Origin of the sequence: Paenarthrobacter sp. NEAU-H11 (assembly GCF_050573415.1) — a bacterium.
GTDB lineage: Bacteria > Actinomycetota > Actinomycetes > Actinomycetales > Micrococcaceae > Arthrobacter.
In genome coordinates, this window is record NZ_JBNZGA010000006.1 from 19,653 (window position 1) to 46,529 (window position 26,877).

Here is a 26,877-nt window from a genome sequence, read left to right on the forward strand (position 1 = left end):
GGTGTGACGGTCGGCGCGGACCTGTGGTCCGGCACCGGGAGGTCCCCCAGCATCCCTCTCCAAGAATCTGATCGGATGGCGCCCGCGCGTCGGGTGCCCGCCGGCTACTCCGGTGGTCGCGTCTTTGCGGCACGGAGCGGGCAGGCAGCACGGAGCCAAGTGTTATAGCTTGGGGGTGCGCGGGTGGATCGGCTGGGGCGACTGCGCATGCACGCGTCCTCATACACGGGGAAAGCCATGAGGCTTCGCCCATCCTGATCTGAGTTCAGGACCTTTTACCAATGTGTAACCCAGCGCTCTGAGCGTAGCCCGGGGATAACGGGATGACAACGTCCGGAAGAGATATTGACCAAATATTGCCCGAGGGTTCATCAAAGCTGACATGCGGCTCCACGCTGCGATCCCGTCCATGGAGGCGGGCACCTACCTGTGCGAGCCGTTGCGGACCGCGAGGTTCTCGGTCTAGCCGGTGAACACGTCCGTGGCGGTCAGGGTCCTGGGCGAACTCCCCCGCGGGCACGCCTTCCATTACCGCTACGCCCTCGCCGCCGCGAAAACTCGGGCATATTGGAAGCAGAAACCACGGGCATCGGAAGCATCAGCCACGCGAGCCGGTGCGGCACGGACAACACGTTTGCGGGCATCCCGTTACATACCCGGTAGGTGGCGATTAGGTGCCAGTGGGTTTCTGTTCCACATCCTTGGCATCCATGATCCGGTAGGCATAGCCCTGTTCCGCCAGGAACCGCTGGCGCTTCGCCGCGAATTCCTGGTCCAGGGTGTCCCGGGCAACGAGCGAATAGAAACGCGCCGCCCTGCCGTCCTTCTTGGGCCGCAGGAGCCGGCCCAGGCGCTGCGCCTCCTCCTGCCGCGAGCCGAACGAACCCGATACCTGGATGGCCACCGATGCTTCCGGAAGGTCGATGGAGAAGTTGGCCACCTTGGAAACCACGAGCGTCTGGATGTCCCCGGCACGGAAGTCGTCAAAAAGCTTCTGGCGTACCTTCACGGAGGTGTCGCCCTTGATCACCGGCGCCTGCAGGCGCTCGCCGAGGTCATCGAGCTGGTCGATGTACTGGCCGATGACCAGCAGCTGTTCCCCGGCATGCCGGGCCACCAGCTGTTCCACTACGTGCGTCTTGGACTCGGAGGTGGCGCAAAGCCGGTACTTGTCCGCATCATCGGCCATGGCATAGGCAACCCGTTCGTCCTTGGGCAGGTCGACCCGGACCTCCACGCAGTCTGCCGGCGCGATGTAGCCCTGGGACTCAATGTCCTTCCAGGGGGCGTCGTACCGCTTGGGCCCGATAAGGCTGAACACCTCGCCCTCGCGGCCGTCCTCGCGCACCAGGGTTGCGGTAAGGCCCAGCCGGCGCCGTGCCTGGAGGTCGGCGGTCATCCGGAAAATCGGTGCCGGCAGCAGGTGCACCTCGTCGTAAATGATCAGTCCCCAGTCGTGGCCGTCCACAAGCTCCAGGTGCGGGTACAGGCCGCCGCGTTTGGTGGTCAGCACCTGGTACGTGGCGATGGTCACCGGCCGGACTTCCTTGACCGCTCCTGAGTATTCGCCGATCTCGTCCGCGGTGAGGGACGTGCGCTTGAGCAGCTCGTCCTTCCATTGCCTGGCGGCTACCGTGTTCGTGACCAGGATCAGGGTTGTGGTGGAGCCGGTAGCCATTGCCGCGGCGCCCACCAGGGTCTTCCCGGCTCCGCAGGGAAGCACCACCACGCCGCTTCCCCCCGACCAGAAGTTGTCGCTCGCCATCTGCTGGTACGGCCGCAGCTTCCAGCCATCCTCGTTGAGCGCGATCAGGTGCGGGGTACCGTCCACATACCCGGCCAGGTCCTCCGCCGGCCAGCCGATCTTCAGCAGGAGCTGCTTGAGCTGCCCCCGCTGGGAGGCGTGCACCACAACGGTCTCACCGTCGATCCGGGGCCCCAGCAGGGGCTGGATCTTCTTGGCCCGGATCACTTCCTCCAGGACGGGGTAGTCGTCCGTCCGCATGACCAGGCCGTGCTGCGGGTCCTTCTCCAGGCGCAACCGCCCGTACCTGGACATGGTTTCTTCAACGTCGATCAGCAGCGAATGCGGAACCGGGAAGCGCGAGTACTTCAGCAGCGTGTCCAGCACCTTTTCCGCATCCAGCCCGGCGGCGCGGGCGTTCCAGAGCCCCAGCGGTGTCAGCCGGTAGCTGTGCATGTGCTCCGGTGCCCGTTCCAGCTCGGCGAAGGGCGCGATGGCATGACGGGCTTCAGTTGCCAGTTCATGGTCCACCTCAAGCAGGATGGTCTTGTCACTCTGGACGATCAGGGGTCCGTCGTTCACTCGGGGAAGTCCTTCACTGGCGCAGTTCCTCTGCAGCCTCAATGTCGATGATGCGGTGGATGGACAGCACGCGTTCTGTTTCCTTTGCAGGATCAAACACCCGGACGCGTCCGCCGCTTACTGATAGCGGAACAACTACTTCCAGGCTGGCATTCCCCAGCCCGTCCACCACGTTCATGCTGATCCGCTGCTTGAGCCTGATGGCCCGCTGCAGGGCCTCAAGCCCCAGCTGGGTTCCGGCCTCGCCGTCCCGGTGTCCGGACCCGCCGCGGTGTCCGACGGCGGCACCCACCTGGCGCAGGACCGCGAGTTGTGCGTCCACCTCCTCAGCCCCCGGCGCCGTCCGCGGGGCGGTATAGACAGGGCGCAGGTGGTCCTGCGGGGTCGGGGCTGCCCGGAGCCGGACCACCGGTTCGTCCGCGCCGTCCACGGAGGGGGAGAGCCCCAGGGTGCGAAGAACCTGGGCGGTTTCCCGCGGTGGCGCCGAGGAAACCAGGACGGTGGGAGCAATCTTCACCAGGTTCAGGCCGGACGCCTTCGGCCCGGAGAGAAGCTCCAGGAGCGCGGCTTCGTCTTCGCTCTGGATAAAGCTGGCAGCCGCCCCCACCCGCAATCTTCCGTGCCGTGAGGCCGTGTCCTCCACAAGGTATTCGAGTGGCTGGGGCACGGCGGTGGCAGAGTGCTCACGGAGGAACTCCAGGATGCCGGCGGCGTCCTGTCCGCTGTCCAGGGCCCGCTTGATGGAGCCGGCGGAAAAGCGGTAGGTGGTGGCCGGACCTTGGCCTTCCGCGTCAGCCATCAGCAGCAGCTTCCCGGTTAGTTCGGGGGCCAGGTACCCCGGGGCGACGGCAGTGAGGTCGGCCTGCAGTAAAACGTGGGTGACAGCTGCCGGCAGGTGCTCGCCCAGGATGGCAAGTGCGGCTTCAGGGTTGTCTTCCGCCAGCGCGCTTCCAAGCTGGCTCAGGGCTCCGGATCCCACCAGTCCAAGGAGCTCGGCTTCGGCGAGCACGCCGCGGATCATCGAGCTGAAGCGCCTGGCCATCCTGGGCTGTGCCCACTCTGCGCGCTGGAGAACGGCCGCGGCATCAAGTACTGGTGCGGTCCCGTCCGGGGCGCCTGCCTCGGCAGTCAGCTCCTCCAGGATCTCCAGGATGCGTTTGCGGACCACAGGGGCATCAGGCCGCTGCGCTTCGGCTGACAGCGCGATGACGGTGCTGCCGGAGGCGGAACGGTGTGCCGCCGGCACGCTGCGCGTTCCATTGACGGGCTGGCCCACCAGGGACGGCACGCGCTGGCTGGACAGCCAGGCGTTCACCAGCCAGAGCCACTGTTCCTGCCGCGGCAGGACGAGCCATTCCAGCTGCGGAGGCTGGATCCAGGACGAGGAATCGACATCCAGGCGGATGAGTCCGGCCAGTGCGGTCAGCTCCAGCAGGATTCCCGCGTGCTGCAGGTCGATCCGCAGAAGTTCGGCAAGGCGCCTCATCTCGCGCACTCCCACACCGCCGCTGCGCAGCGTGACCAGCGGTTGCTCCCCTACGGCGTGGAGCAAATCGCTTACCAGGCGCAGCGTCTCCGAGATGGCGCTGAGTGCTGCGTTCCGGCGCAGCGCCGCTGAGGTCCGGCCGAGTTGGGGGACCGGGGGCGACAACGTGAAATCGTCGATCACCGCACCGCCGCGCAGCGAGATCCCCACGCTGTGCGGCAGCTCGACGTGCGCCGCGTCCAGCGGCACCAGCAGGCCCCGCGCCAGGAGCCAGTCCACGGGCCCGACGTCGGATCCTTCCGTGGCGATTGAGGCCTTCCGTTGGGCCTGGGGGACGGCACCCATGGCCCAGTTCCGGAACCTGGCGAGCAGCGCCGTCGTCCGCTCCGGGGCAGTGGACAGTATGCTCTGGAGAGCCTCGGGGGAGGAGGTCCAGTGCTGCAGCGCCAGCGCCGCCTCCATGGGGGTGGTGGCATCGTGGATGGCAACACCGCTGCGGTGCAGTTCGGACACCAGTTGCACGGCCCGCTGCGCGAAGGCCGGCTGAAGGCGGACCAGCTCGGTGTAGCTCCTGCCCAGCCCGGCGGGATAGATGCCCACCACGTCCTTCAGCGAACCCACCGGGAGGTAGTAGTGGTGTTTCGCCGCGGATGCCGGGGTGCCGTGCGGCGGCTCGGCGCGGTGCACCAGCGCAAGTTCCTGCAGCGAATGCAGGATCCGCTCCACCGAGGCTGCCGAAGACCCGGAAATCATCTTCCGGAGCCCCGCGGCGGACGCGCTGTGGCCGGTGTCCGTATTGGTGCACAGGTGGAGGGTTTCGAGGACCTGCATCTGCGGGCGGTTGAGGCGTTCAAGTGCCCGCTGCACGCTGAGCCGGGCACTTGCCCGCGCGGCAAGGGCAGGGAAGTCCGGAACGGGGGGCGAAATGAGGTCCGGCCGCGCATCGAACAGCGCACGCAGTGAATCGTCGCTGCGTGCCTCCAGCTCCTTGCTCAATGCGCGAATGAGGGACATCAGTCCAACGTTACCGCCGGTCCGGGTTTGCTGCCCGGCGGCGCCCGGCAACGCTGTCCAGAACCAGGAACAGCATCAGGAGGAACGCAAGCGGCAGGCCGTAAAGCGCCGTATAGGTGACCCAGGCCGGAGCCACTGAGCCGGCAAAGGCAAGGGCCATCACGGTGCCCACTGCCACCAGGGAAAGCACGGCCACAGCCGCGGCGATGATCATCAGGGCACGCCGGTAGCGCGAGGGTGTCATGGACGTAACGCTACCCCTCCTGCCGCACCGGGAGTGAATGGTGCTGAAGGAGGCAGCCGGAAGGTTGCACTGGGCCGTTGAAAGCGTCAATAGGGCGGTGGGCAGGATAACCTTGAGGGATAGACCAACACGGTCCGCAGCCGCCATACCTTGAACCCGCATTGCAGTGCGGATGCGGTGACGGCTGGCCGTGTCAGAAGACGTCAGAACGAAGAAGGTTGATTACGTGCCTACCGGCAAGGTCAAGTGGTATGACAAGGACAAGGGCTTCGGGTTCCTCGCAGGCGAAGACGGCCAGGAGGTATTCCTGCCCAAATCGTCGCTGCCCGAAGGCGTAACAGAGCTCAAGGCAGGCACCCGGGTTGAATTCGGGGTAGCCGACGGACGCAAGGGCGCCCAGGCCCTGGGACTGCGCGTCCTGGACAAGACGCCCTCGATCGCCAAAGCCAAACGGCCCAACGCCAAGGAACTCGCCCCGCTGGTCCAGGACTTGGTGACCGTGCTGGACAATCTCTCCGGAACCCTCTCCGCAGGCAAGTATCCGGAAGGCAACAAGGGCAAGGCCATCGCCGCTGCCCTGCGTAAGGTTGCCGACGAGCTGGACGTTTAGGCGCCGATGAACCCGGAAGCTGAACAGCCGGTGGCCGCCGCCCAGGACCAGGACGGTCCGACGGCGGGGGCTGCTGCCGCTGCCAACCCTGCGGCTGCGGGGGCCAAGGCCATGTCCAAGCGCCGCGCGGGAGTTCCGGTGTGGCGGACAGGCAAGCCTGATGCCTTCCTGGCTGCAGCCGTGGACACCGCCCGCACCGCCATCGAGGGCATCACGGCACCGGCTACGATCGGCCAACACCTTGCGGCCAAGAGCGAAGGCGACCGCCTGGTGACCCATCTGTTTGAATCGAAGCTGGCCGGTTACCTGGGCTGGCAGTGGTACGCGGTGCTCACCCGTAACTCCCGCTCCAAGGTCGTCACCGTCAACGAACTCGGCCTGCTGCCGTCGGAGGATTCGATCCTTGCCCCGGAATGGGTGCCGTGGGCGGAACGTGTCAGACCCGAGGACGAGCAGGAGCCGGATCAGGTGCCGGCCCAGGAGCCGGAACAGGGCCCGGAATCCGGGGAGGAAAAGCCCGGGGACGGTGGACAGCCCGGCGACGAAGCAAGGACTTCCTGACCACACACGAACGGCGCCGTCCGGGATGATCCCGGGCGGCGCCGTCGTACGTTAAGGCTGCCGGCCTACTTGCGCAGTTCGCCCACCACGTAGTCGATGCTCGCCAGCAGGGCAGAGACGTCGGACGGCTCGATGGCCACAAACGTGGCGATGCGCAGCTGGTTGCGGCCCAGCTTCCGGTACGGCTCGGTGTCCACGATGCCGTTGGCCCGCAGGACCTTGGCCACCACGGTCGCGTCCACTGAATCGTCGAAGTCAATCGTGGCGATTACGTTGGAGCGCTCGTCCGGGTTGGCGACGAACGGCGTGGCGAATTCGGAGGACTCCGCCCAGCTGTAGATGCGTCCGGCAGAATCTGCAGTCCGCGCCGAAGCGAAGTCAAGCCCGCCGTTCGCGTTCAGCCACTGCACCTGGGCGTCCAGGGTCACCAGGGTGGACAGCGACGGCGTGTTGTAGGTCTGGTTCAGGCGGGAGTTGTCAATGGCCGTCTGGAGGTCCAGGAAGTCCGGGATCCAGCGGCTGGTGGACTTGATCCGGGCCGCGCGCTCCAGTGCAGCCGGCGAGAACAGGCCAAGCCACAGCCCGCCGTCGGAGGCAAAGTTTTTCTGCGGGGCGAAGTAGTAGACGTCGCTCTCCGCCACGTCGACGTCCAGGCCGCCGGCTGCCGACGTCGCGTCAATAAGGACCAGTGAGCCCTCATCCGCGCCTGCCACGCGCTTCACGGGGGCGGACACGCCAGTGGACGTCTCGTTCTGCGGCCAGGCATAGGCATCAACGCCCGCCTCAGCCTGCGCAGCAGGGCGGGTTCCCGGCTCGGATTTGACGATGGAGGAGGCATCCAGGAAAGGAGCCTTGTTGGTGGCTGCCGCGAATTTCGAGCCGAATTCACCGAATGAGAGGTGCTGCGCTTTCTTCTCCACCAGGCCGAAGCTGGCGACGTCCCAGAACGCCGTGGAACCGCCCACGCCCAGCACCACCTCATAGCCTTCCGGGGCACGGAAGAACTGGCTCAGGCCTTCGCGTACGGACCCCACCAGGTTCTTGACCGGTGCCTGCCGGTGGGACGTTCCCAGGATGGTCTTCGATGCGGCGGACAAGGCATCGATCTGCTCCTGCCGGACTTTGGAGGGACCGGCGCCGAACCGCCCGTCCTTGGGCAGGAGGTCGGCGGGAATAGTGATGCTGGTTTCGCTCACAGGTGCTCCAATTTCGGCGTGGACGGGGTGTTGGTCCGGACGGATGTGGGTGCCAGGCAGTCGCGGCGACTGTGACTCGGGCCCTCCCTCATTCTGCCTGAACAGCTGTTTCAGCGGGAACCGGGGCCGTCATAGTCCAGACATTGAGACAGGGCCCCTGCCCGCGCCGTCAACTATTCGGACAAACTCAAAATAGGCTAAGCTTTCCAACGGACCACGCTGCATGTGAAGGCGGTACGGTGGGACAACGCAAGGTACTGCGCTCGAGGAGCTGAGCTGGATGACGGATCTGATCGACACTACGGAGATGTACCTTCGGACCATCTTGGAGCTTGAGGAAGAAAACATCGTTGCCCTCCGGGCCCGGATCGCGGAGCGGCTGCGCCACTCCGGGCCCACTGTGTCGCAGACCATCGGCAGGATGGAACGGGACGGCCTGGTGGTTGTCTCCGGAGATCGGCACCTTGAACTCACGGAGGTGGGCCGGAAGCGCGCCACCGAAGTCATGCGGAAGCACAGGTTGGCGGAGCGGCTCCTGGCCGATGTCATCGGGCTGGACTGGGCCTACGTCCATGACGAAGCCTGCCGCTGGGAGCACGTCATGAGCGAACGGGTGGAACGGCGCATTTACGAAATGCTGAACCATCCCACTGAGTCCCCGTATGGCAATCCCATCCCGGGATTGGCGGCCCTCGGGGGCGAGGCGCAGGCCGCTGCGGACGCGGCGGTCAGCCTGCTTGAGGCCATGAAGACCTACGGCCCGACGTCTGAGGTGACAGTCAGCCGCCTGGCAGAGCCGATCCAGGTGGAACCCGAGTTGTTGGTCCAGCTTGATGAAGGCGGAATCCGGCCCGGTGCCTCGGTCTCGCTGGAGCGGGTGGGGGAGTACATTTCGGTCCGCGTCCCGGGCATCGAAGGGGCCCTGGAGCTGCCGCCGGAAGTCGCGGCGCACGTCTTCGTGGCCGTACGCTAGGGACCGCTGGAGGCCTCCCGGCTACCCCAACGGGTGCCGGTTACGCAAAGATAACGGAATTGTTACTTTGGGACTTTTGCCCCTATAGTTAAACCCAAGCGTTGATACTAAAGCGTTACCTGATCTGGAGCCGAGCTCTGCCAGCGGATCAGGTGCACGAGTCATTACTGGCAGAGGCGGGGGAACCACAAACGGCAGCCGGGGGACTGCCTTGGGGTGAAGTCCGTCAGCAGCAAGCCTCTTCCAGTGAAGGATCCTCCGTGGATACCTCTGTGCCGAAGCTTGCTTACGGCGGACCGGGTCTTTGAACTCTCTGACCCGAATCCGACAGCTAACTTCGCAGGCTTTCCAGAGAGGAACCCTTCTTGTCCATGCAGACCCCCAGGGGACGCCGCCGCGCAGCGGTGCCCGCTTCGACGCCGCGGGTTGTTGAAGTCATCACCACGGAACGCCCCCGCGATCCCCACCGTGATGCGCGCCGCCGTCGTGGTCCCTTCCGCCAAGTCACCGAGTTCGCTGCTGCGAGCGGAATCGGCCAGAAGGCCGGAATCGCACTCGCAGCCACAGGCCTGGTGCTGACCGTGACGGTGCCGGCCACCAGCCCCGTGATGGCCACCGACGCTCCCGGTGTTACTCCGATGGCAGCCTCAGCCGTCACGCCGCAGCCGCAGATCTCAGCCGAGGCCGGTGCCCAGATCGATTTCAGCCGTTCCGCCGTGGTCACCCAGGCGGATCCGGACGGCAAGCTCAAGCAGCTTCTCAGTGCCCAGTCCGCCGGCTCGGTGTCACGTGCTGCCTCGGCAGGAAGCCTCGGCGCTCCACTGGCCACGCTGACCACAGCGTCCCCCTTCGGCTACCGCGTCAGCCCGATCACCGGTGGCTCAGGCGACTTCCACCGCGGCCAGGACTATGTGGCCCAGTGCGGTACGTCGGTCTTCGCTGCCGCCACCGGTACCGTGACCTTCGTGGGCTGGCACCAGTTCGGCGGCGGAAACCGCGTTGTGGTGGACCACGGCAACGGCCTGGAAACCACGTACAACCACCTCTCCTCCTTCAGCGTGAGGGAGGGGCAGACCGTCTCGCGCGGGGACGTAATTGCCCTTAGCGGGACCACGGGCGCCTCCACGGGCTGCCACCTCCACTTCGAGGTGCAGGTCAACGGCGAAGTGGTCGATCCGACTGGCTGGCTGTAGTCAAGTGACGGTGAACTATCAGATGATCGTGACTTGCCGTGACCTGAATGTGACATTCACTCAAAACTGCTGTACCGTCTAACTCGCGTCAACTTTTCCGAAGTTGACGCTCTTGTGCGGATTGCCTAACTCTGCCACCGCTCAAGGTCCGTTCGCATTTCATCGTCTGGCAGGGGCGGGGGAACCAATTTTGGTCTTGGCTTTGGCTAAGACCTTGGGGTTAAGTCGCAAAACTTCCTTGGAAGCAGCGCGGCCGGGTGACTCCCATCCGAATCCGACAGCTCACCTCGCAGGCATTGGGAGAGGCTACCTTCGTGTCTTCACGCAATAATTCTGCGCGCCACCGTGCGCAAACGGTTCGTACCAACCCCTTGGACACTATGTCCAAGGCTGTTAGTGCCAATGCCGGGACAGTAGGTCGCCAGGCTGCCGTTATCGCCGCAGCTTCCGGTCTTATCCTCAGCATGGGCCTGCCCGCCAACGCAGCGGACACCACCGCTGGTGTTTCCGCTTCCACCGAGTCCGGCTCCGCGCAGGCTGCCCTGGCAGTCACCGCAGCCCCCACGGCCACCGTGTCGTTCGAGCGGCCCGTGGTCAAGACCACTGCCGCCCCGAAGCCGGAGCGGGTGCGCCCACAGTCCACCGCCACGGAAACGGGCGCAGCGTCGAGTTCGGAGTCTGCAGCGGACAAGCTGGCCAAGACTGTCTCTTCCGCTTCCACCTCAGGCATTGCTGCCATCGCCTACACGGGCATTGGCAGCCCCTACGTCTGGGGCGGCACCAGCCCGGTCACCGGATGGGACTGCTCCGGCTTCACCCAGTGGGTTTACGCCCAGGCCGGCATCAGCATCCCCCGCGTCAACGCCTGGACTGCCATGACCCCCACCTCCACCCCGCAGCCCGGCGACCTGGTCATGCAGAACGGCGGAGCGCACGTCGGCATCTACGTCGGCAACGGCATGATGGTCAGCGCGCTCAACCCCTCCCAGGGCACGCTGCTCCACGCCGTAGCCGCCACCGGCACCTCTTCGTTCTTCACCATCAGCAAATAGTTCTTGGACCCTCGGGTCCAAGAACTATTTCTTTGCTCCACCACGCTTTCCGCTAACACCACATCCCCGTTCGGGGCGTGCCGGCGTACCCCCAAGATGCCGGCGCGTCCACATCCCTTGGTGCCCACAACGGCCTGAGGAAAACGAAAGAGAGAACTGATGACTACTCGTGCTACCGCACGGCATCGCGCCGAGGTCACCAAAACCAGCTCAATCGCCATCATCGCCAAGGCTGTCGGCGAGAACGCCGGCGGCGTAGGCCGCCAGGCCGCTGTCATCGCCGCCGCTTCCGGCCTGGTACTGACCAGCGGCATCGCGGCGAACGCTGCCGACTCCAACGTCCAGCGCGACTCCGCTCCGGCTTCCACCCTGGAAGTTGAATCCGCCGTCGAAGCCCCCATCTCCGCGGCCTCCACGATCAACATCACCTTCGAAAAGCCCGCCGTCACCACCACGCCGGCCCCGGTTATCGAAGAACCCGCACCTGTCGAGGTCCAGGAGGCCGAGCCGGCCCCCGTCGCCCAGCCTGCTGCTCCCAAGGTCACCGCCAAGGTTTCCACGGCCTCGGCCCCTGCCGCCGCTCCCACTGCTTCCGCCAGCGGCAAGGGTGCAGCCATCCTGTCGGCTGCATACGCCCAGCTGGGTGTTATGCAGGACTGCACCATGCTGGTCACGAACTCCCTGGCAGCAGTGGGGATCAACTTCCACGACTGGCCTGCAGGCTACCTCTCCCTGGGTCGCACCGTCAGCGCTGCCGAGGCGCAGCCCGGCGACCTGATCTACTACGCTGACGGCGGTGCCGGCATGGCACACATCGCTGTCTACGCAGGCAACGGCCAGGCCGTCCACGGTGGCTACAACGGAAACCAGACGGTGGTCTTCAGCGCCAACGTCGGCTCCGGCCCCGTGTTCATCCGAGTGAACTGACCCGCCAGTTCCGGCGGTCCAGCCAGGACTCAAAAGAACCCTTGCCCTCACGGCAAGGGTTCTTTCCTTTTAACTGCGGGTTAACTGCCGGCTGCTCCAGCCGTTCAGTATGCGCCGCCTGACTGGATCGACACGACCGTTCAGGGAAAGGGCGATTAGCCGATCGCGCGCTTCTATGTTTACTCTTGTGGTGTCGATCCATAGCCCGGACATGCCGAGGGCAGCCGGCCCTCGTGCCCCTGGACGGGTGCGGCCGTGAAGAGGTACGTGCATGCGCACTCTCGTTCTGAATGCTGGGTATGAGCCCCTGGCGGTGATCACTTTCCGCCGGGCGCTGGTGCTTGTGCTCACGGGCAAGGCCAGCGTGGTTGCCGAAGGCGATGATCCCGTGGTGGGACCGCAGGAAATCCTGGGCCGTCCCTCGGTGATTCTCCTGAACCGTTACATCCGGCCGAGGTACAACCAGGCCACTGCTGTCAGCCGCCGCGGAGTGCTCAGGCGCGACGGCCACAGATGCGCGTACTGCGGTAAAGCGGCCCACACCATCGACCACGTCCACCCCAAGTCCCGGGGCGGCGAGGACTCCTGGGAGAACCTGGTGGCGGCCTGCCTGCGCTGCAACAACGTCAAGGGCGACCATACGCCGGCGGAAATGGGCTGGAAACTGCGTTTCGTCCCGGAGCCACCGCATGGAACCATCTGGCAGATCAAGGAACTTGAGAAGCCCACTCCAGCCTGGGATCCGTTCCTTCTGCCGGAGCGGGCCGCCTGACCGGAACCTTCGGCACGCCCGCAGCGCCGCCGATGGCTAGGCTGGGGGCATGGAACAGAAGCGGCTGGACTTCAATGCAGTGATCCTGGCCGGCGGCCGGTCTTCCCGGTTGGGCGGGGTGCCGAAACAGGGCTTGGTTTTCCATCATGACACCCTCCTCCAGCGCGCCCTGGCCGCTGCAGCGGATGCTGCGCGGACGGCGGTGGTGGGCCCGGACGCCGGACATTCTGTCCCCGGGGTGCTTTTCTGCCGGGAAGAGCCGGAGTTCGCGGGGCCGGCAGCTGCCATCTCCGCCGGACTTGACGCCTTGGCCCGGGACGGACACGAGGCGGAGTTCACTTTGGTGCTGGCGTGTGACATGCCGCTGGTCCGGGACGCAGTGGAGGCACTGGTGGCGGCCATGGTTTCGACGAACGCAGACGGCGCCATGGCACGCGCGGAAGACGGCCGGCTCCAGCCTCTGGCCGGTTTTTACCGCACGGCTGCGTTAAAAACCTCGGCGGCACAGCTCTCGTCCCGTGGCGCCCTTATTAACGGCTCCGTGCGCTCCCTCCTTGCTAGTCTGGAGGTGCAGCCTGTCACCGTCCCTGCAGGTTCCACGGCAGACGTGGACACCTGGGATGATGCCGCCGCACTAGGGATTGCCGCCGGCAACCAGGACAAAGGCCAGGACCGGCGCAGCCGCAGTTAAATAGGGAGGCACGTTCGTGAAAAGCCAGGATGAAACGCTGGAGGAGTGGTGCAGGTCCCTCCTCCAGGCCTATGAACTGGAGGACGTCCAGGTGGACGTCAACGCCATCCTTGCCTTGGCCGGTGTGGCCGCCCACTCGGTGGTCCGTCCGGCCGCGCCCCTGACGACGTTTATTGCCGGGTATGCCGCCGGCCTGGCGTCCGGCTCGGGCCGGGCACCCAATGCTGCTTCCATGGAGTCCGCCCTGGCCGTGGCCCGTTCCCTGGCTGCCGACTACGATGCTGAAGCCGCCGGGGCTCCCGGCGAATGACGAAGGAGTCCCAGCAAGCAGCGGATGCTCCCGGGGGCGGGCAGCCGAGGCACCTCGACCATACGTGGGAAGAAGCCCGGCGGGCAGCTTTCGACGCCGGCACTCCAATCCCCGCCGGCCCTGTTCCCCTGGAGCTGGCCCTCGGACGCAGGCTGGACCAGGACATTGTGGCCCTGCAGGTGATGCCCCACTATGCGTCATCGGCGATGGACGGCTGGGCCGTTAATGGCACGGGGCCGTGGATCCTGGTGGATGCAGGTTTGCCGCTGGCTCCGCACCAGGCCAGTCCCATTGCCACGGGGGGACTCATACCGCCCGGGGCGAAGGCGGTGCTGCGCAGCGAAAGCGCCCGCCTGGACAAAGACGAAGACGGGCTGCCCGTCCTGGTGACCGGCGGCACTGCCCGCCCTGGCGAGCCCCGTGCAGGCCAGCATGTCAGGAAAGCAGGGGAGGAGGCCTCGGAAGGGGACATCCTGGTCAAGGCCGGCGTGGTGCTGAACCCTGCGCACCTGGCCCTCGCAGCCCTGGCCGGTTATGACGAACTTGTGGTCCAGGGAAAGCCCCTGGTCCGGCTGCTGCTGACCGGTTCTGAAGTGGTTGGGAGCGGCCTGCCGGTTCCGGGGCAGGTGCGTGACACCTTCGGCCCGCAGCTACCGGCCGTGGTGGGCATGCTGGGCGGGCTGCCGGGCGGACAGCAACGGATCGGCGATTCGTACGCTGAATGGCTGGCGGCACTGGAGGACGTGGTCCCCGGGGTGCCGGGCGCGCCGGACCTGCCGGCCGACGTCGTCATCACCACAGGCGGAACCGGAAAGTCCGGCACCGACCACCTTCGCCGGGCCGTGCGGGAGCTGGGCGGGCGGCTGATCATTGACGGCGTGGCCATGCGTCCCGGACACCCAGCCGTCCTGGCCGAACTTCCGGACGGGCGGTTCGTGCTTGGACTGCCGGGTAACCCCCTTGCAGCCATGATGGCACTTTCCACGGTGGGGGCCCCGCTGCTGGCGGCGCTGGGACACCGCACGCTGCCGGCCGTGCAGGAGGTTCCCTGCGGAACCACCCTCGACCCCGAACCCGGGCGCACACGCCTGGTCCCGTTCCGCCTGCTTTACGGCATGGCCTCTCCGGCCCAGCACACCGGCCCGGGCATGATGCGCGGGCTGGCTTCAGCGGACGGCGTTCTGGTTGTGCCTCCCCACGGGGTGCAGCTGGGAGAGCTGGTGCCCGCCTTTGCCCTTCCGTGGGGGCCGCCCATCCCGGCGCCGCCCGAGCCCGCCGCCAAGACGAAGGCGCGCACTGCCGGACGGACGGGCAAGCCGGCCGCCAAACCGGCGCCGGCCGGCCCCGTAGACTGGAGCGCACTCCTTGGCTGAGGCCTGCCAACGTGCTGCAGCCACGCTGGCATCGCCCCAAGGCAGTTGCGATGATGGACATATGGACAGGAACGGTGGGATATGGGACGCGTGACCCAGCGCCGCAAGGTGCACAAGTATGTGCTGGACGGTTCCCCGAACGCCCTCGAGTTTCCGGTCCGGTACCGGGAGGACGTCCTGGCGGTGGAAGAGCCGCTGGAAATCCGGCTGGGAAGCCTGTCCTACTCGGTAACCATGCGCACGCCGGGGGATGACTTCGACCTCGTGGCCGGGTTCCTCGTGTCAGAGGGCGTCATTTGGGAGTCCGGCCAGCTCGTTTCGCTGCGCTTTTGCGCCGGGGAAGACGAAAACGGGGTGCAGACCTTCAACGTGGTGGAGGCCCAGTTGCGGCCCGACGTGGAGCTTCCTTCCATCGGCCGGCACGTCTACACCTCCAGTTCATGCGGCATCTGCGGGACCGACTCCATAGAATCCGTCCGGAAATCCTCACACTTCAACCCCGCCGGGGATCCGCTGAGCGTCTCCGCGGAGGTGCTTGCCTCGCTTCCGGGCATCCTCCGGGAGTCCCAGCGCCTCTTCGATGACACCGGCGGCGTCCATGCTGCCGGGCTCTTCAATATAGGGGACGACGGCGGCCCCCAGCTTCTGTGCCTTCGGGAGGATGTGGGGCGGCACAATGCGGTGGACAAGGTTGTGGGGTGGGCCCTGCGGGAAGGTTTGCTGCCGCTGCGCGGCACCGTGCTCCAAGTCTCCGGCCGGGCATCCTTCGAGCTGGTCCAAAAGGCTGCGCTCGCCGGAATCCCCGTCCTCGCTGCGGTCAGTGCGCCGTCCAGCCTTGCCGTCGAACTCGCCGAGGCCAGCGGAGTGACCCTCGCCGGCTTCAGCAGGGGAACCAGCCTTAACATCTATGCCGGTGACGGAAGGATACGGCGGCCGGTGGCCGCGGCGCCGCCGTCGTAAGCTTGGGCCGCCGTCGTAAGCTTGACTTGCGCGCAGGTCAGCGTCCGGGATGCGTTTTCCGAAAGGGTTGGTTAACGGGCTACCAGCGGGTAGATTTATCCATCGAATGGACAGCATGGTCCAGTCCCAACCGCTGAAGAGGGCCCACATTGCATGACGACCGCCGGATAACGGAAGTCCGCCTCCAAAGGTTCGTGCGTGAACGGATTAGCCCGGCGGTCTACGGCCGGAGCCTTCCCCTTACCCTGAGCAGCTGGGATGCGCCCGATGAGCCAGTCCCCGCGCTGGAGGCAATGCGGCAGGACTTCCAGCCCCAGGAACACGGGGCTCCCTGGGGGAAGCCCTGGGGGACCAAATGGCTCCGGCTCCAGGGCGAAGTCCCCGAATCGTGGGGCACCGGGCCGGACACCACTGTTGAAGTGCTCGTGGACCTCGGGTTCACCACCGAAATTCCCGGCTTCCAGTGCGAAGGCCTGGCCTGGCGTCCGGACGGAACCACCATCAAGGCTGTCTCGCCCAGGAACCAGTACATACCGCTGAAGCTGCTGGGTGGCGGCATGGCGGTGGACTTCTACGTGGAAGCCGCCGCGAACCCGGACGTCGCGCAGGGCTGGACCTTCGCCCCCATGCCGTACGGTGACAAATCCACGGCCGGGACGGCGCCGCAGTACCGGCTGGGGAACATCGCCATTGCGGAACTGAACCAGGCGGTCTGGGAACTCCAGCAGGATATCCGGACCCTTTCCGGCCTGATGGCGGAACTGCCGCTGGAACTGCCGCGGCGGCATGAGATCCTCCGCGCCCTTGAACGCATGATGGACGTCATGGACCCGGACGATGTTCCCGGCACCGCCGCAGCGGGACGTGAAGCACTTGCCGAAGTACTGGCCCGGCCGGCCTATGCCTCAGCCCACCAGCTGGTGGCCACCGGCCACGCGCACATCGACTCCGCCTGGCTCTGGCCGGTGCGAGAGACGGTCCGCAAGTGTGCACGGACCTTCTCCAACGTGGTGTCCCTGATGGATGAAAACCCGGACTTTGTGTTCTCCTGCTCCTCCGCGCAGCAGCTGGCCTGGATCAAGGAGCTCTACCCTGAACTGTTCAGCCGTATCCGCGAGAAGGTCCGCTCTGGCCAGTTTGTCCCCGTGGGCGGAATGTGGGTCGAGTCGGACACCAATATGCCCGGCGGTGAGGCCATGGCACGCCAGTTCGTGGAGGGCAAGGGCTTCTTCATGGCGGAATTCGGCGTTGAGTGCCACGAAGCCTGGCTGCCTGATTCATTTGGCTACTCTGCTGCGCTGCCGCAGATCGTCAAGTCTGCCGGCAGCCGCTGGTTCCTGACCCAAAAGATCTCCTGGAACCAAACCAACAAGTTTCCCCACCACACCTTCAACTGGGAGGGCATTGACGGCACCAGGCTCTTCACCCACTTCCCGCCGGTAGACACCTACAACTCGGAGCTGACCGGCCGCGAACTTGCACACGCGGAACGCAACTACCGGGACCATGGGCGCGGCACCGTGTCCCTGGTGCCGTTCGGCTACGGCGACGGCGGTGGCGGACCAACGCGGGAAATGCTGGCGGCAGCGTCGCGCGCCGCCAACCTGGAAGGCTCGCCCAAGGTCCGGATCGGCTCGGCCGAGAGCTTTTTCACGCAGGCGGAGGAAGACTACCCCGTCCTGCCTGTCTGGGTTGGCGAGATGTACCTCGAACTGCACCGCGGAACCTACACCAGCCAGGCCAGGACAAAGAAGGGCAACAGGCGCAGTGAGCACCTGCTGCGGGAGGCCGAACTGTGGTGCACCACGGCCGCGGTCCGTGCCAGCGGCGGATACGCCTACCCGGCCGCTGAGCTCAAGCGGCTGTGGCAGCTGGTGCTGCTGCAGCAGTTCCATGACATCCTTCCGGGCAGCGCCATTGCCTGGGTGCACCAGGATGCCGAGCGCAACTACCAGGCAATCGGTGAAGCCCTTGAAGCAATCATCAGCCAGGCTGCCGCCGCCACGCTGGGCAACGGCGAGCGGACCTTCCTGCTGAACGCAGCGCCGCATGCCAGGGCCGGCGTTCCCGCCCTGGCTGCGGGCGAACCTGCCGCGCCGGCCGGACAGGTCCATGCCAAGGCCCATGACGGCGGCTACATCATGGACAACGGCGTCATCCGCGCGGTGCTGGACGGTAGCGGGCTTCTCACGTCATTGGTGGATCATGCCACCGGCCGCGAAGCCATTGCGCCGGGCCAGCGCGGCAACCTCCTCGAACTGCACCGGGACACGCCCAACGAATGGGACGCCTGGGACATCGACGGGTTCTACCGGCGCAACGTCACGCCGCTGACCCAGGCGGCATCCGTGCGGTTGAGCCGGGAAGGGGCAGAGGCTGTCGTCACGGTGGAGCGGCTTGCCGGCGCGTCCCCCGTTACGCAGCACATCAGCCTTGCGGCCGGCAGCCCGTCCCTTTCCATCACCACATCCGTGGCCTGGCAGGAACGCGAAAAGCTGCTCAAGCTCGGGTTCGCCCTGGATGTCCGGGCGGAGAGGTCTGCGGCGGAGACGCAGTTCGGCCACGTCTTCCGGCCCACGCACACCAATACGTCCTGGGAAACGGCAAAGTTCGAAATCTGCGCACACCGGTGGATCCACGTGGCCGAGCCGGGGTACGGCGTGGCCATTTCCAACTCCTCCACCTACGGGCACGATGTCACGCGGAGCATCAGGGAGTCCGACGGCGGCACCACCACTACCGTGCGGCTCTCACTGCTGCGCGCCCCGAAGTTCCCGGATCCCGACGCCGACCGCGGGCTTCATGAACTCACCGTCACCATCCGTCCGGGAGCCGGTATTGCCGATGCCGTGGAGGAAGGCTACCGGACCAACCTCGTGCCCCGGCTGGTCCGCGGCGCTTCGCCGGTGGAACCGCTCTTCTCCGTGACGAATCCTGCGCTGGTCATTGAAGCGGTCAAGCTGGCCGAGGACGGGTCCGGCGACGTGGTTGTCCGCCTGTACGAGTCACTGGGCGAGCGCTCTGCGGGGAAGCTCACGGCGAACTTTCCGGTGCGGCGCGTCACTGCCGTCGACTTGCTGGAGCGCCCGGTCCCCGCACCCGGAGTGGAAACGTGCCGGGACGGAGCGGATCTGGTTCTGCGGCCGTTCCAGCTGGTGACCCTCAGGCTTGCCAGGGAGACTCGCCCGGCCCCTAAATGAGCATGAGGGGCGGGGGGGCTTGGCGCCCCGAAAACAGCGTTAAATAGGCTGAGTGGGGGCGGTCCCCAACGTCCCGCCACCACTCATCCCCCCAATGCGTGCGAAGGCCCCCGGAACGCAAGCGTTCAAGAAATATCCCCGTTCGCAAACGCCATGCGCTCCACCTTCACACATTCATGATTGTTTCACATTCTAATGTTTTTGTGAAAGCCCGCTTTGTTACTTTTCGGTATATGTCCTTTTGGTGGACAAAGGCCTGCCGCTGCGCACCCGCGCCGCCCAGATCAGCGCCAGCCCAACCACGTAACACAGCACGGCGGTGTAGTTGACCACGAACATGATGGCGCCCCATCCCGGAGGCACCAGGGGAAACAGCAGGCTGAGGCCAATCGCCACGCCGCCCAGGGCAAGAAGGGCGGCTGCCACCCGCACCAGCGCCGGCAGCCGGCTCCGGACTGCCCGCACCATGGCGGGCAGCAGGACGAGGCCTACATATGCGGGGTAGGCGCGGCCGGCGGCACCGTAGTACTGGGCCAGGATGGCGTTGTGCTGGTTTCTGACCGACGGTGCCGACAGTCCCGCCGATGAACCGGTGGTGTCCATCATGAAGAACACCGCTGTCATCACCAGCGAAACGACCGCCAGCACCATCATGCCGGCCTTTCCCGTGATGAGCCGGTACGCGCCTTCAGCACCGAAGCCGCGCGTGACGCGTATCCCGATGAAATAGATGGCGGCAAAGATGATGAAGCGCAGCAGCAGGTTGGCAAGGTTGATGCCGCCCAACGCCTGGTCGATGGCTACGTACGGCGCCTCGATGCTCAAGAGGATGGCTGCGGTCATCAGGGCGAAGATATAGAAGAGCGACCTGTTCTCGCCGCGCAGGGCGCTGGGGAGGCGGGCAGCCGCAACAAGGCCGCAGATGGCAAGAGTGGACCACTGAAGAATTTCGATCATCCCAGGTTCTCCCAGATCTTTTCGGTCTGCGCCTGGTCTTGCTCCTGGCGCCGCAGTACCTTGCCCAGTGCCTGCAGCCTGTCGCCGGCCAAGGCGGTGAGGTCGCCGTCGGACAGGCTGTCCAAGGCCCGCTGCCGGGCGCCGGCCGGCCAACCGGCCTCTTCCTCCGTGATGAGGCCGGTAGCCACCAGCCCGCCTGTGGGTCCGACGCCCGCGGCGAGGGACGTGGCTATGGCCAGTTCAGGGGACAGCCGGTTCGCGGTCAGCTGGGCAGAGTAGTTCTGGGGCGCAACCCCCGTGGCAGCCGATACGCGGTGCCGCAGTTCGCCGTCGTCGATTGCATCAACCCAGTTCTTGACCGAAGTGGAATGCGGCGCCGCAGAGAGCGGCAGGGGTTCCTTCCCGGGGGCGGCTGCTTCCATCGCCGGCCGCGCCAGCAGTGCCTGCAGGAGGTCGGCCGTGGAAATCTGGCTCACCAGCTCACACCGGGTGGGCGGAGGCAGGGGACCGGCCAGGTCCCGGTAGGCCTCGAAGGTGGCGAGGGCCGCAACAGGATTGACGCCGTAGGCGCGGCTGATGCTCACGACAGTGCCCACGGCGACTTTCCCGCGGACCAGCTGCTGGGCGAGCGTGGTCCGCTTGATCCCGGAGATCCTGCAGACATCTGCCGTGCTGGCGTCCGGCGCAATGCCTTGCAGCCAGCGCTGGAACGCCTTGGCGGGGATGGTCATGGAGGGCTCTCTGCAGAACGGGTGTTTCGTTGATTTTAGCCTGCCCCTTGAGTCCCGGTTTTACCCGCGCAGCCGTTTCGACTATGCTTGATGGTCGAGCCCGTTGGTCCGTACACCCCCCAAGTCCGGACCAGCGGGTTCTTTCATGTCCTGCGGCCCGCGCACCTTCCTCCCGGGCAATCGGCATGGCCCTGCCGGCCGGTTTTAGGCAGAAAAGACGCTGCGCAACAGCGGCGAAAGGATGGATCAATGACTGCAACCCTTGTAGCCAAGGACGTTTCCGGCGGTCATGACCACCGGCAGCTTTTCTCCGGGCTTTCCCTGACCGTCGCGCCCGGGGACGTAGTGGGCGTGGTGGGTGCCAACGGAGCCGGGAAGTCGACGCTGCTCCGGCTTCTGGCGGGCGTGGACGAGCCTCAGGACGGCTCGGTCAGTCTTGCCCCTGCCGACGCTTTCGTGGGGTGGCTTCCCCAGGAGCATGAACGGGTGCCGGGTGAAACCGTTGCGGGGTACATTGCGCGGCGCACGGGTTGTGCACAGGCCACGGCCGACATGGAAGCCACGGCGGAGGCGCTCGGAGCAGGTGCCCCGGGAGCCGATGATGCCTATGCACTGGCTTTCGACCGGTGGATGGCTTCGGGTGCGGCCGACCTGGACGACCGGCTTCCAGCGGTATTGGCGGACCTTGGGCTGGAGACCGGCCCGGATGCGGCCATGACGGCCCTTTCCGGCGGGCAGGCCGCGCGGGTTGCGCTGGCTGCGCTGCTCCTGAGCCGGTTTGACGTGGTGCTGCTGGATGAACCCACCAATGACCTTGACCTGGAGGGCCTCGACAAGCTCGAGGACTTCGTCAAAGGCCTGCGTGGCGGTGCTGTGCTGGTGAGCCACGACCGCGAGTTCCTGGCCCGCTGTGTCACCACGGTGGTGGAACTGGACCTGGCGCAGAATGCCGTGGCCGTTTACGACGGCGGCTATGACGCCTTCCTCGAGGAACGCGCCGTTGCCCGGCGGCACGCCCGCGAAAAGTACGAGGAGTTTGCGGCCACCAAGGCCGACCTGGTGTCCCGGGCCCGGACCCAGCGCGAATGGAGCTCCCAGGGCGTCCGGAATGCCATGAAAAAGAGCCCGGACAATGACAAGATCCGGCGCGCCGCCAGCACCGAGTCTTCAGAGAAGCAGGCCCAGAAAGTGCGGCAGATGGAGTCCCGCATTGCAAGGCTGGATGTGGTGGAAGAACCGCGGAAAGAATGGCAGCTCCAGTTCTCCATCGGCAAGGCACCCCGCTCCAGTTCCGTGGTTGCGACGCTCCGCGATGCCGTGGTCCGGCAGGGCGGCTTCACCCTGGGACCCGTCAACCTCCAGCTCAACGCGGGGGAGCGGATTGGCATTACCGGACCCAACGGTGCCGGGAAGTCCACCCTGCTGCGGCTGCTGCTGGGCGGCATCGAGCCCGATTCCGGCAGTGCCGCCATGGGGGCCTCCGTTGCCATTGGCGAGATTGACCAGGCCCGCGGGCTGCTGGCCGGCAACCTGACCCTGGCTGACGCCGTCGAGGCAGTCCTGGTGGATCTGACCGCGGCCGAGGTCCGCACCCTGCTTGCCAAGTTCGGCCTAAGGGCGGACCACACGTCCCGGACCGTCGACTCCCTGTCGCCGGGCGAGCGGACCCGGGCCGCGCTCGCGCTGCTGCAGGCCCGCGGCGTGAACCTCCTGGTCCTGGACGAGCCCACCAACCACCTTGACCTTCCCGCCATCGAGCAGCTGGAGGAGGCCCTGGAAAGCTACGATGGTGCGCTGCTTTTGGTGACCCACGACCGGCGGCTCCTGGAAAACGTGCGGCTGGATGTACGTTGGAATGTGGATAACGGCGTCATTACGGAAATGCCGGGCGCCAGCGCCCCGAAAGGCACCAGAAAATGAGTATGGACCGGGTGGCCTGGAGCTCCCTCTACAACATCGCCCGCGCTACGAACGGCTCCAAGCCGTTCTCCAAGGAGCTCCTCAAGCGCGTGTTCGGCTTCGCCCGGCCGCATCGCGGAAAGCTCACCGCCTTTGTGCTGCTGTCCATCGTGATGGCGGTCCTTGCGGTGGCCACACCCGTGCTCGCAGGCCAGGTGGTCGACGCGATCATCGCGAAGGCGGACGCCGGAACGGTGATATGGCTGGCGGTGCTGATCGCGGTCGCAGCCGTGGCAGAAGCCGGGCTTGGACTGGTGACGCGCTGGCTGTCCTCTTCGATCGGTGAGGGCGTGATCCTGGACCTGCGCACCAAGGTTTTCGACCACGTGCAGAAGATGCCGATAGCGTTCTTCACGCGCACCCGCACCGGCGCGCTGGTCAGCCGGCTCAACAACGATGTGATCGGCGCGCAGTCGGCTTTCGCCGGCACGCTCTCCGGCGTGGTCAGCAACGTGGTGGCGCTGGCCTTGACGCTGGTGGTGATGCTGAACAAGTCCTGGCTGGTGACTGTGCTGGCCATGATCCTGCTTCCGATCTTCCTGATCCCGGCCCGCCGGATGGGTTCCAGGCTGGCGGAGCTGCGCCGCGAGGCCGCCGAACACAACGCCACCATGGGCACGCAGATGACGGAGCGTTTCTCCGCCCCCGGCGCCACGCTGGTAAAGCTCTTCGGCCGCCCGGACGAAGAATCCCGCGAATTCGCCCTCCGGGCCGGCCGGGTGCGGGACATCGGCGTCCGCACGGCAATGCTCCAGTTCACCTTTGTCACGGCACTGACCCTGGTCTCCGCACTGGCTCTCGCCCTGGTCTACGGCCTGGGCGGATGGCTGGCGCTCGGAGGCCAACTCGCCGCAGGCGACGTTGTTGTGCTGGCTTTGCTGCTTACCCGGCTCTACGCCCCGCTGACCGCACTCTCCAATGCCCGGGTGGAAATCATGAGCGCCCTGGTCAGCTTTGAGCGCGTGTTCGAGATCCTGGACCTCAAGCCGCTCATCCGGGAAAAGCCGGATGCGGTGGAATCGCCGCGCGGCCCGCTCTCGGTGGAGTTCGACAACGTCCGCTTCTCCTACCCCTCTGCGGACAAGGTCTCCCTGGCTTCACTCGAAGACGTCTCCATCCTTGACACCCGCGGCGGGGAGGAAGTCCTGCACGGTATCAGTTTCCGGGTGGAGCCCGGGCAGACCGTGGCGCTGGTGGGCTCCTCCGGCGCCGGCAAGTCGACCATCGCGCAGCTGCTGGCCCGGCTCTACGATGTGGATTCCGGCGCCGTCCGTTTCGGCGGCGTGGAGCGGGGCGCCGGGGTGGATGTCCGCGACCTGACCTTCGACTCCATGCGGCAGACCTTGGGCATGGTCACGCAGGACGGCCACCTCTTCCACGAATCCATCGCCTCCAACCTTCGGCTTGCCAGGCCGGATGCCACGGAAGCGGACATGTGGGAGGCCATCCGGCAGGCCAGACTGGAAACCATGATCCGTTCCCTGCCGGACGGGCTGGACACCGTGGTGGGGGAGCGCGGCTACCGGCTTTCGGGCGGTGAACGGCAGCGCCTCACCATTGCGCGGCTGCTTATCGCCCAGCCGCGGGTGGTCATCCTCGATGAAGCAACGGCTGCCCTTGACTCCACCAACGAAGCGGCCGTACAGGCGGCCCTGGGGGCCGCGCTCGAGGGGCGCACCGCCGTCGTGATTGCGCACCGACTGTCCACGGTCCGGGCCGCGGACGCCATCCTGGTAGTGGAGGACGGCCGGATCGTGGAACGCGGGACCCACACCGAACTGCTTGCTGCCGAAGGGCGGTACGCCGAGCTTTACCGGACGCAGTTCAACGAGGCCACGGCAGTAGCCCAGGAAGCAGTTCCGGAGTTCTAGGCTCCCAAGGGAGCGCTGCCCGGCCTGGCGGCGAGCTCGGGCAGGATGTGGTCCGTCAGGAGCGGTGCCAGGTCTTCGACGGGTTCCGTGCCGCTGCCCAGGGCAGCCAGGTCCAGCCAGCGGATTTCTTCGATCTCCGCCGAGGGGCGGGCCGCCCACGTGCCCGGCGCAGTGAAGACGGTGGCTTCAATATCAGTGGCGGCCTCGTTCGCGGCATCGGCAATCCAGACGCCCATCAGCTGCAGATCACGCGGGTCGAGGACGATGCCAACTTCTTCAGCCAGCTCCCGGGCTGCCGCCTGGACAGCTGTTTCGCCGGCCTCCGGCTTCCCGCCCGGGTGCATGAACATTGCCGTGCCGCGCTTCCTCACCGTGAGGAGCCGGCCGGCGTCGTCGAACACGCAGACGGCGGAGACCACAATGCGGTCCTTCATGCGGCAACGCCCGGGATCCGGACCAGATGCGAGGCCAGCAGCAGGTCCTTCTTTGGGCCCTTCACGTCCCACGTGTAGCTGAAGCTGTTGGCGTCCCCGTAGGTGTAGGCGACGCGGTAGGTGTCGGGATCGCACCAGTGCTGGTCCAGGTTGGCCTCCGGCGTGAAACTCATGGTGTGGAAGGGGCGGCCGTCCGGGAAAAAGACGTCCAGTGCGTCCGGGCGGGCTGTACTTTTCAGCAGGTACTCGCGGGAGGCGGGGCCTGTAAAGGATGGCCAGCGCATGGTGCCTTCCTCGCGAAGGGCCAGGCCGTCGTCGTCCGTGGGAGCAAAATGCACGACGCCGGAAAAGGTGCCGCGCGTGCCCTCCGCGCGGTCCAGCAGGTCCCGCTGGACGGCCCACCGTCCCGCCTCTGCGGCGCGGGCGGGCCCGTTGGTGCCAAGGAGGTAGGCGCGAAGCTGGAACTCCGGGGAAGGATCGTTCAAGTGCCCTCGATTGGAATCGAACCAACGACACCGGCTTTAGGAGAGCCGTGCTCTATCCACTGAGCTACGAGGGCTTGCGTCCGTAGGATCGGCGGGCCAGTCCGGCCGGACACGGATACAAGCATACAAGGTGCGGGGCCGTACTACGCTCAAGGCATGAGTTCAGCGCCGTCCGCCGCCCCAGCCTTCGCCTTCATTCCGGACACCACCTCCACACGGCAGTACATCGGCGCGTGGTCCGTCCTGAGCGTGCTGCAATATTTCGCGGCAGAGGCGGCAGTGATCGGAGCGTGGGCAGGACCCGCCGCCTACGACCTCCGGACCGGCTATATCAGCGACCTCGGGGCACTGAACTGCGGAATTTATGACGGCCGCCAGGTGTGTTCCCCGCTGAACTGGCTGATGAACGCCTCGTTCGTGGTCCAGGGCCTGGGGATGCTGCTGGGTGCTGTTTTGCTGACCTCCGGGCTGCTGTGCGTGGCGGCCCGGGCGGATCTATGGGCACTGCCGCGGCGGCGGCCCTGGATGGCGGCTGTCTGGGTGCGGATCCTGACCGGGGCGGCCGGGGCCGGGACTGTAATCGTGGGACTGGTGCCGGAGGATGCGGGCTCCAGCTGGCACCTCGTGGGCGCTGTGGTGTACTTCCTCACCGGGGCGGCCGCCCTGTTGGTGCTGGGCGTCCTTTGGCTGCGGAAGACCGCTTTCGCCTGGTTCATCCTGGCCTGCGGCGCTGTTTCCTCCGCTGCTTTGGTAACCGGCGGGCTGACGCGCATGGACGTGCCGGAGCCGGGCACGCTGGAGCGGCTGATGGGCTACCCGGTCACGGTGGGCATGGCCACCGCAGGCTTGGTGATTGCGCACCGCGTGCACCGGCACCGCAAGGAGGTCCGGGCCCGGGCTGCGGTCAGCTAGCTGCCTTCGGCTTCCGGGTACCGAGGACGACTGCGGCAGCGCCCGCGAGCAGGTTCAGGACCAGCAGGACCCAGCCGGCAACGGTGAGGCCGGATGCAAGGGCAACCTGGCCGGCGTCGGGTGTTTCTGCTCCCAGCATGCCGTCGATAGCCACGTTTGCCCAGAGCCGCACCACGACGAAGAGCAGCGGGAGAGCCCAAAGCGCCCAGCGCAGCGCCTTCCGGGCAACGTTCGTGCCGATCAGCAGCAGCCACGTGAACCCGAAGATCAGCGGAAACAGGGTGCCCGCCGTCTTGTGCACGTAGTTGAGCTGACCGCGGGCGTCCGCGTCCATGGCGGCCTGCAGCGTGCCGACGTAGGAGGGGTCGAAACCGCCAATGAGGGAGTCCGGCATGGCCAGGCCGCCGGAGAGTTGCCGGAGCTGGTCCAGGGTCAGCAGGTGCAGGTACCAGAAAAGGAACAGGCTGGCCACGACGCCCGCGATGAGGATGAGGTTGCTGTTGCTTTGGGCTTTTTGCGGGGTACGGGCCGTGGTGGGGTTCACCACGGGCGGGAGGTGGTGCTGGGGTACCGCCGCCCTGGAACCGTGCTTCTTGATCCGCTGGGCAGGTGTCTTGGCCATGGCACCATTATCGCGCCC

24 protein-coding genes, 1 tRNA gene and 2 riboswitches are annotated in these 26,877 nt (G+C 66.3%); of the genes, 15 read left to right on the forward strand and 10 right to left on the reverse strand.

Annotation, left to right across the window (positions count from 1 at the left end):
- Positions 1–670 precede the first annotated feature (670 nt).
- Genes ACQ3DC_RS09320 through ACQ3DC_RS09330 form a run of 3 tightly spaced genes read right to left on the reverse strand, consistent with a single transcriptional unit; the run spans position 671 to position 5,070 of the window.
- Positions 671–2,326 carry a DNA repair helicase XPB gene (locus ACQ3DC_RS09320; protein WP_421092212.1) on the reverse strand — a complete coding sequence of 552 codons (1,656 nt, stop codon included), beginning with the start codon at positions 2,324–2,326 and terminating at the stop codon, positions 671–673.
- 13 nt (positions 2,327–2,339) lie between these two features.
- A complete protein-coding gene (locus tag ACQ3DC_RS09325; RefSeq protein ID WP_430752062.1) occupies positions 2,340–4,826 on the reverse strand; it encodes a helicase-associated domain-containing protein in 2,487 nt (828 codons plus the stop codon).
- A gap of 10 nt (positions 4,827–4,836) precedes the next feature.
- Positions 4,837–5,070, reverse strand: a complete 234-nt coding sequence (locus ACQ3DC_RS09330) for a hypothetical protein (RefSeq protein ID WP_157239040.1) — start codon at positions 5,068–5,070, stop codon at positions 4,837–4,839.
- Between the two features lie 226 nt (positions 5,071–5,296).
- Here ACQ3DC_RS09330 and ACQ3DC_RS09335 point away from each other — a divergent pair, with 226 nt between their 5' ends.
- Both ACQ3DC_RS09335 and ACQ3DC_RS09340 read left to right on the forward strand, forming a co-directional pair.
- Positions 5,297–5,680, forward strand: a complete 384-nt coding sequence (locus ACQ3DC_RS09335) for a cold-shock protein (RefSeq protein ID WP_104996883.1) — start codon at positions 5,297–5,299, stop codon at positions 5,678–5,680.
- 6 nt (positions 5,681–5,686) lie between these two features.
- Positions 5,687–6,241: a DUF3027 domain-containing protein gene (locus ACQ3DC_RS09340; protein ID WP_430752063.1), complete on the forward strand. Its 555-nt coding sequence runs from the start codon at positions 5,687–5,689 to the stop codon at positions 6,239–6,241.
- Between the two features lie 65 nt (positions 6,242–6,306).
- On the opposite strand, the gene serC is transcribed toward ACQ3DC_RS09340, so the two are convergent.
- The gene (gene serC / locus ACQ3DC_RS09345) at positions 6,307–7,437 is read right to left on the reverse strand and encodes a phosphoserine transaminase (RefSeq protein ID WP_430752064.1); all 1,131 of its coding nucleotides are present in this window, start codon (positions 7,435–7,437) and stop codon (positions 6,307–6,309) included.
- Positions 7,438–7,717: 280 nt separating this feature from the next.
- On the opposite strand from serC, the gene ACQ3DC_RS09350 reads away from it, so the two are divergent.
- The 10 genes from ACQ3DC_RS09350 to ACQ3DC_RS09395 all read left to right on the forward strand — a co-directional run bounded on the left by ACQ3DC_RS09350 (position 7,718) and on the right by ACQ3DC_RS09395 (position 18,888).
- Complete coding sequence (locus tag ACQ3DC_RS09350; protein ID WP_157239036.1) at positions 7,718–8,410, forward strand: metal-dependent transcriptional regulator; 693 nt, start codon at positions 7,718–7,720, stop codon at positions 8,408–8,410.
- 143 nt (positions 8,411–8,553) lie between these two features.
- A riboswitch (cyclic di-AMP (ydaO/yuaA leader) is annotated at positions 8,554–8,771 on the forward strand.
- A gap of 10 nt (positions 8,772–8,781) precedes the next feature.
- Positions 8,782–9,603, forward strand: coding sequence for a M23 family metallopeptidase (locus ACQ3DC_RS09355; RefSeq protein WP_157242685.1), 822 nt, complete (start codon positions 8,782–8,784; stop codon positions 9,601–9,603).
- Positions 9,604–9,731: 128 nt separating this feature from the next.
- Positions 9,732–9,913: riboswitch (cyclic di-AMP (ydaO/yuaA leader) on the forward strand.
- A 70-nt stretch (positions 9,914–9,983) separates the two neighbouring features.
- Positions 9,984–10,655, forward strand: coding sequence for a C40 family peptidase (locus tag ACQ3DC_RS09360; RefSeq protein WP_157239035.1), 672 nt, complete (start codon positions 9,984–9,986; stop codon positions 10,653–10,655).
- A 159-nt stretch (positions 10,656–10,814) separates the two neighbouring features.
- Positions 10,815–11,582 (forward strand): NlpC/P60 family protein, encoded by a 768-nt coding sequence (locus tag ACQ3DC_RS09365; RefSeq protein ID WP_157239034.1) that lies wholly within the window; start codon positions 10,815–10,817, stop codon positions 11,580–11,582.
- A gap of 271 nt (positions 11,583–11,853) precedes the next feature.
- Positions 11,854–12,354: an HNH endonuclease gene (locus tag ACQ3DC_RS09370; RefSeq protein WP_104996890.1), complete on the forward strand. Its 501-nt coding sequence runs from the start codon at positions 11,854–11,856 to the stop codon at positions 12,352–12,354.
- 49 nt (positions 12,355–12,403) lie between these two features.
- Positions 12,404–13,045 (forward strand): molybdenum cofactor guanylyltransferase, encoded by a 642-nt coding sequence (mobA, locus tag ACQ3DC_RS09375; RefSeq protein WP_321215407.1) that lies wholly within the window; start codon positions 12,404–12,406, stop codon positions 13,043–13,045.
- Between the two features lie 16 nt (positions 13,046–13,061).
- Complete coding sequence (locus tag ACQ3DC_RS09380) at positions 13,062–13,355, forward strand: DUF6457 domain-containing protein (protein WP_199775326.1); 294 nt, start codon at positions 13,062–13,064, stop codon at positions 13,353–13,355.
- A complete protein-coding gene (locus tag ACQ3DC_RS09385) occupies positions 13,352–14,728 on the forward strand; it encodes a molybdopterin molybdotransferase MoeA (protein ID WP_430752065.1) in 1,377 nt (458 codons plus the stop codon). The genes ACQ3DC_RS09380 and ACQ3DC_RS09385 overlap by 4 nt, the downstream gene beginning before the upstream one ends.
- An 81-nt stretch (positions 14,729–14,809) precedes the next feature.
- Positions 14,810–15,688 carry a formate dehydrogenase accessory sulfurtransferase FdhD gene (fdhD, locus tag ACQ3DC_RS09390; protein WP_430752066.1) on the forward strand — a complete coding sequence of 293 codons (879 nt, stop codon included), beginning with the start codon at positions 14,810–14,812 and terminating at the stop codon, positions 15,686–15,688.
- A gap of 149 nt (positions 15,689–15,837) precedes the next feature.
- A complete protein-coding gene (locus tag ACQ3DC_RS09395) occupies positions 15,838–18,888 on the forward strand; it encodes an alpha-mannosidase (RefSeq protein ID WP_430752067.1) in 3,051 nt (1,016 codons plus the stop codon).
- A gap of 219 nt (positions 18,889–19,107) precedes the next feature.
- Here ACQ3DC_RS09395 and ACQ3DC_RS09400 read toward each other — a convergent pair whose 3' ends face one another.
- Together ACQ3DC_RS09400 and ACQ3DC_RS09405 are read right to left on the reverse strand one after the other, a co-directional pair.
- On the reverse strand, positions 19,108–19,845 hold the full coding sequence (locus ACQ3DC_RS09400) for a hypothetical protein (RefSeq protein WP_421092208.1): 738 nt from the start codon (positions 19,843–19,845) through the stop codon (positions 19,108–19,110).
- The gene (locus tag ACQ3DC_RS09405) at positions 19,842–20,576 is read right to left on the reverse strand and encodes a hypothetical protein (RefSeq protein ID WP_157239029.1); all 735 of its coding nucleotides are present in this window, start codon (positions 20,574–20,576) and stop codon (positions 19,842–19,844) included. Before ACQ3DC_RS09405 ends, ACQ3DC_RS09400 begins: the two co-directional genes overlap by 4 nt.
- A gap of 249 nt (positions 20,577–20,825) precedes the next feature.
- Between ACQ3DC_RS09405 and ACQ3DC_RS09410 the strand changes: the two genes are divergently transcribed.
- Entirely contained in the window at positions 20,826–22,496 is a 1,671-nt protein-coding gene (locus ACQ3DC_RS09410; protein WP_321215412.1) for an ABC-F family ATP-binding cassette domain-containing protein, read from the forward strand.
- Complete coding sequence (locus ACQ3DC_RS09415; protein WP_157239027.1) at positions 22,493–24,406, forward strand: ABC transporter ATP-binding protein; 1,914 nt, start codon at positions 22,493–22,495, stop codon at positions 24,404–24,406. Before ACQ3DC_RS09410 ends, ACQ3DC_RS09415 begins: the two co-directional genes overlap by 4 nt.
- Here the strand turns inward: ACQ3DC_RS09415 and ACQ3DC_RS09420 are convergent.
- From ACQ3DC_RS09420 to ACQ3DC_RS09430, 3 genes are all read right to left on the reverse strand, one after another.
- Positions 24,403–24,840, reverse strand: a complete 438-nt coding sequence (locus ACQ3DC_RS09420) for an NUDIX hydrolase (RefSeq protein ID WP_430752068.1) — start codon at positions 24,838–24,840, stop codon at positions 24,403–24,405. The two genes, ACQ3DC_RS09415 and ACQ3DC_RS09420, sit on opposite strands and share 4 nt — an antisense overlap.
- Positions 24,837–25,325 (reverse strand): DUF6314 family protein, encoded by a 489-nt coding sequence (locus ACQ3DC_RS09425; protein ID WP_430752069.1) that lies wholly within the window; start codon positions 25,323–25,325, stop codon positions 24,837–24,839. Before ACQ3DC_RS09425 ends, ACQ3DC_RS09420 begins: the two co-directional genes overlap by 4 nt.
- Before the next feature lies 1 nt (position 25,326).
- A tRNA-Arg gene (locus tag ACQ3DC_RS09430) sits at positions 25,327–25,399 on the reverse strand.
- A gap of 82 nt (positions 25,400–25,481) precedes the next feature.
- Between ACQ3DC_RS09430 and ACQ3DC_RS09435 the strand changes: the two genes are divergently transcribed.
- The gene (locus tag ACQ3DC_RS09435; RefSeq protein WP_157239024.1) at positions 25,482–26,237 is read left to right on the forward strand and encodes a DUF998 domain-containing protein; all 756 of its coding nucleotides are present in this window, start codon (positions 25,482–25,484) and stop codon (positions 26,235–26,237) included.
- Here the strand turns inward: ACQ3DC_RS09435 and ACQ3DC_RS09440 are convergent.
- Positions 26,230–26,859 carry a hypothetical protein gene (locus ACQ3DC_RS09440; RefSeq protein WP_421092207.1) on the reverse strand — a complete coding sequence of 210 codons (630 nt, stop codon included), beginning with the start codon at positions 26,857–26,859 and terminating at the stop codon, positions 26,230–26,232. The genes ACQ3DC_RS09435 and ACQ3DC_RS09440 overlap by 8 nt on opposite strands.
- Between the last annotated feature and the right edge of the window lie 18 nt (positions 26,860–26,877).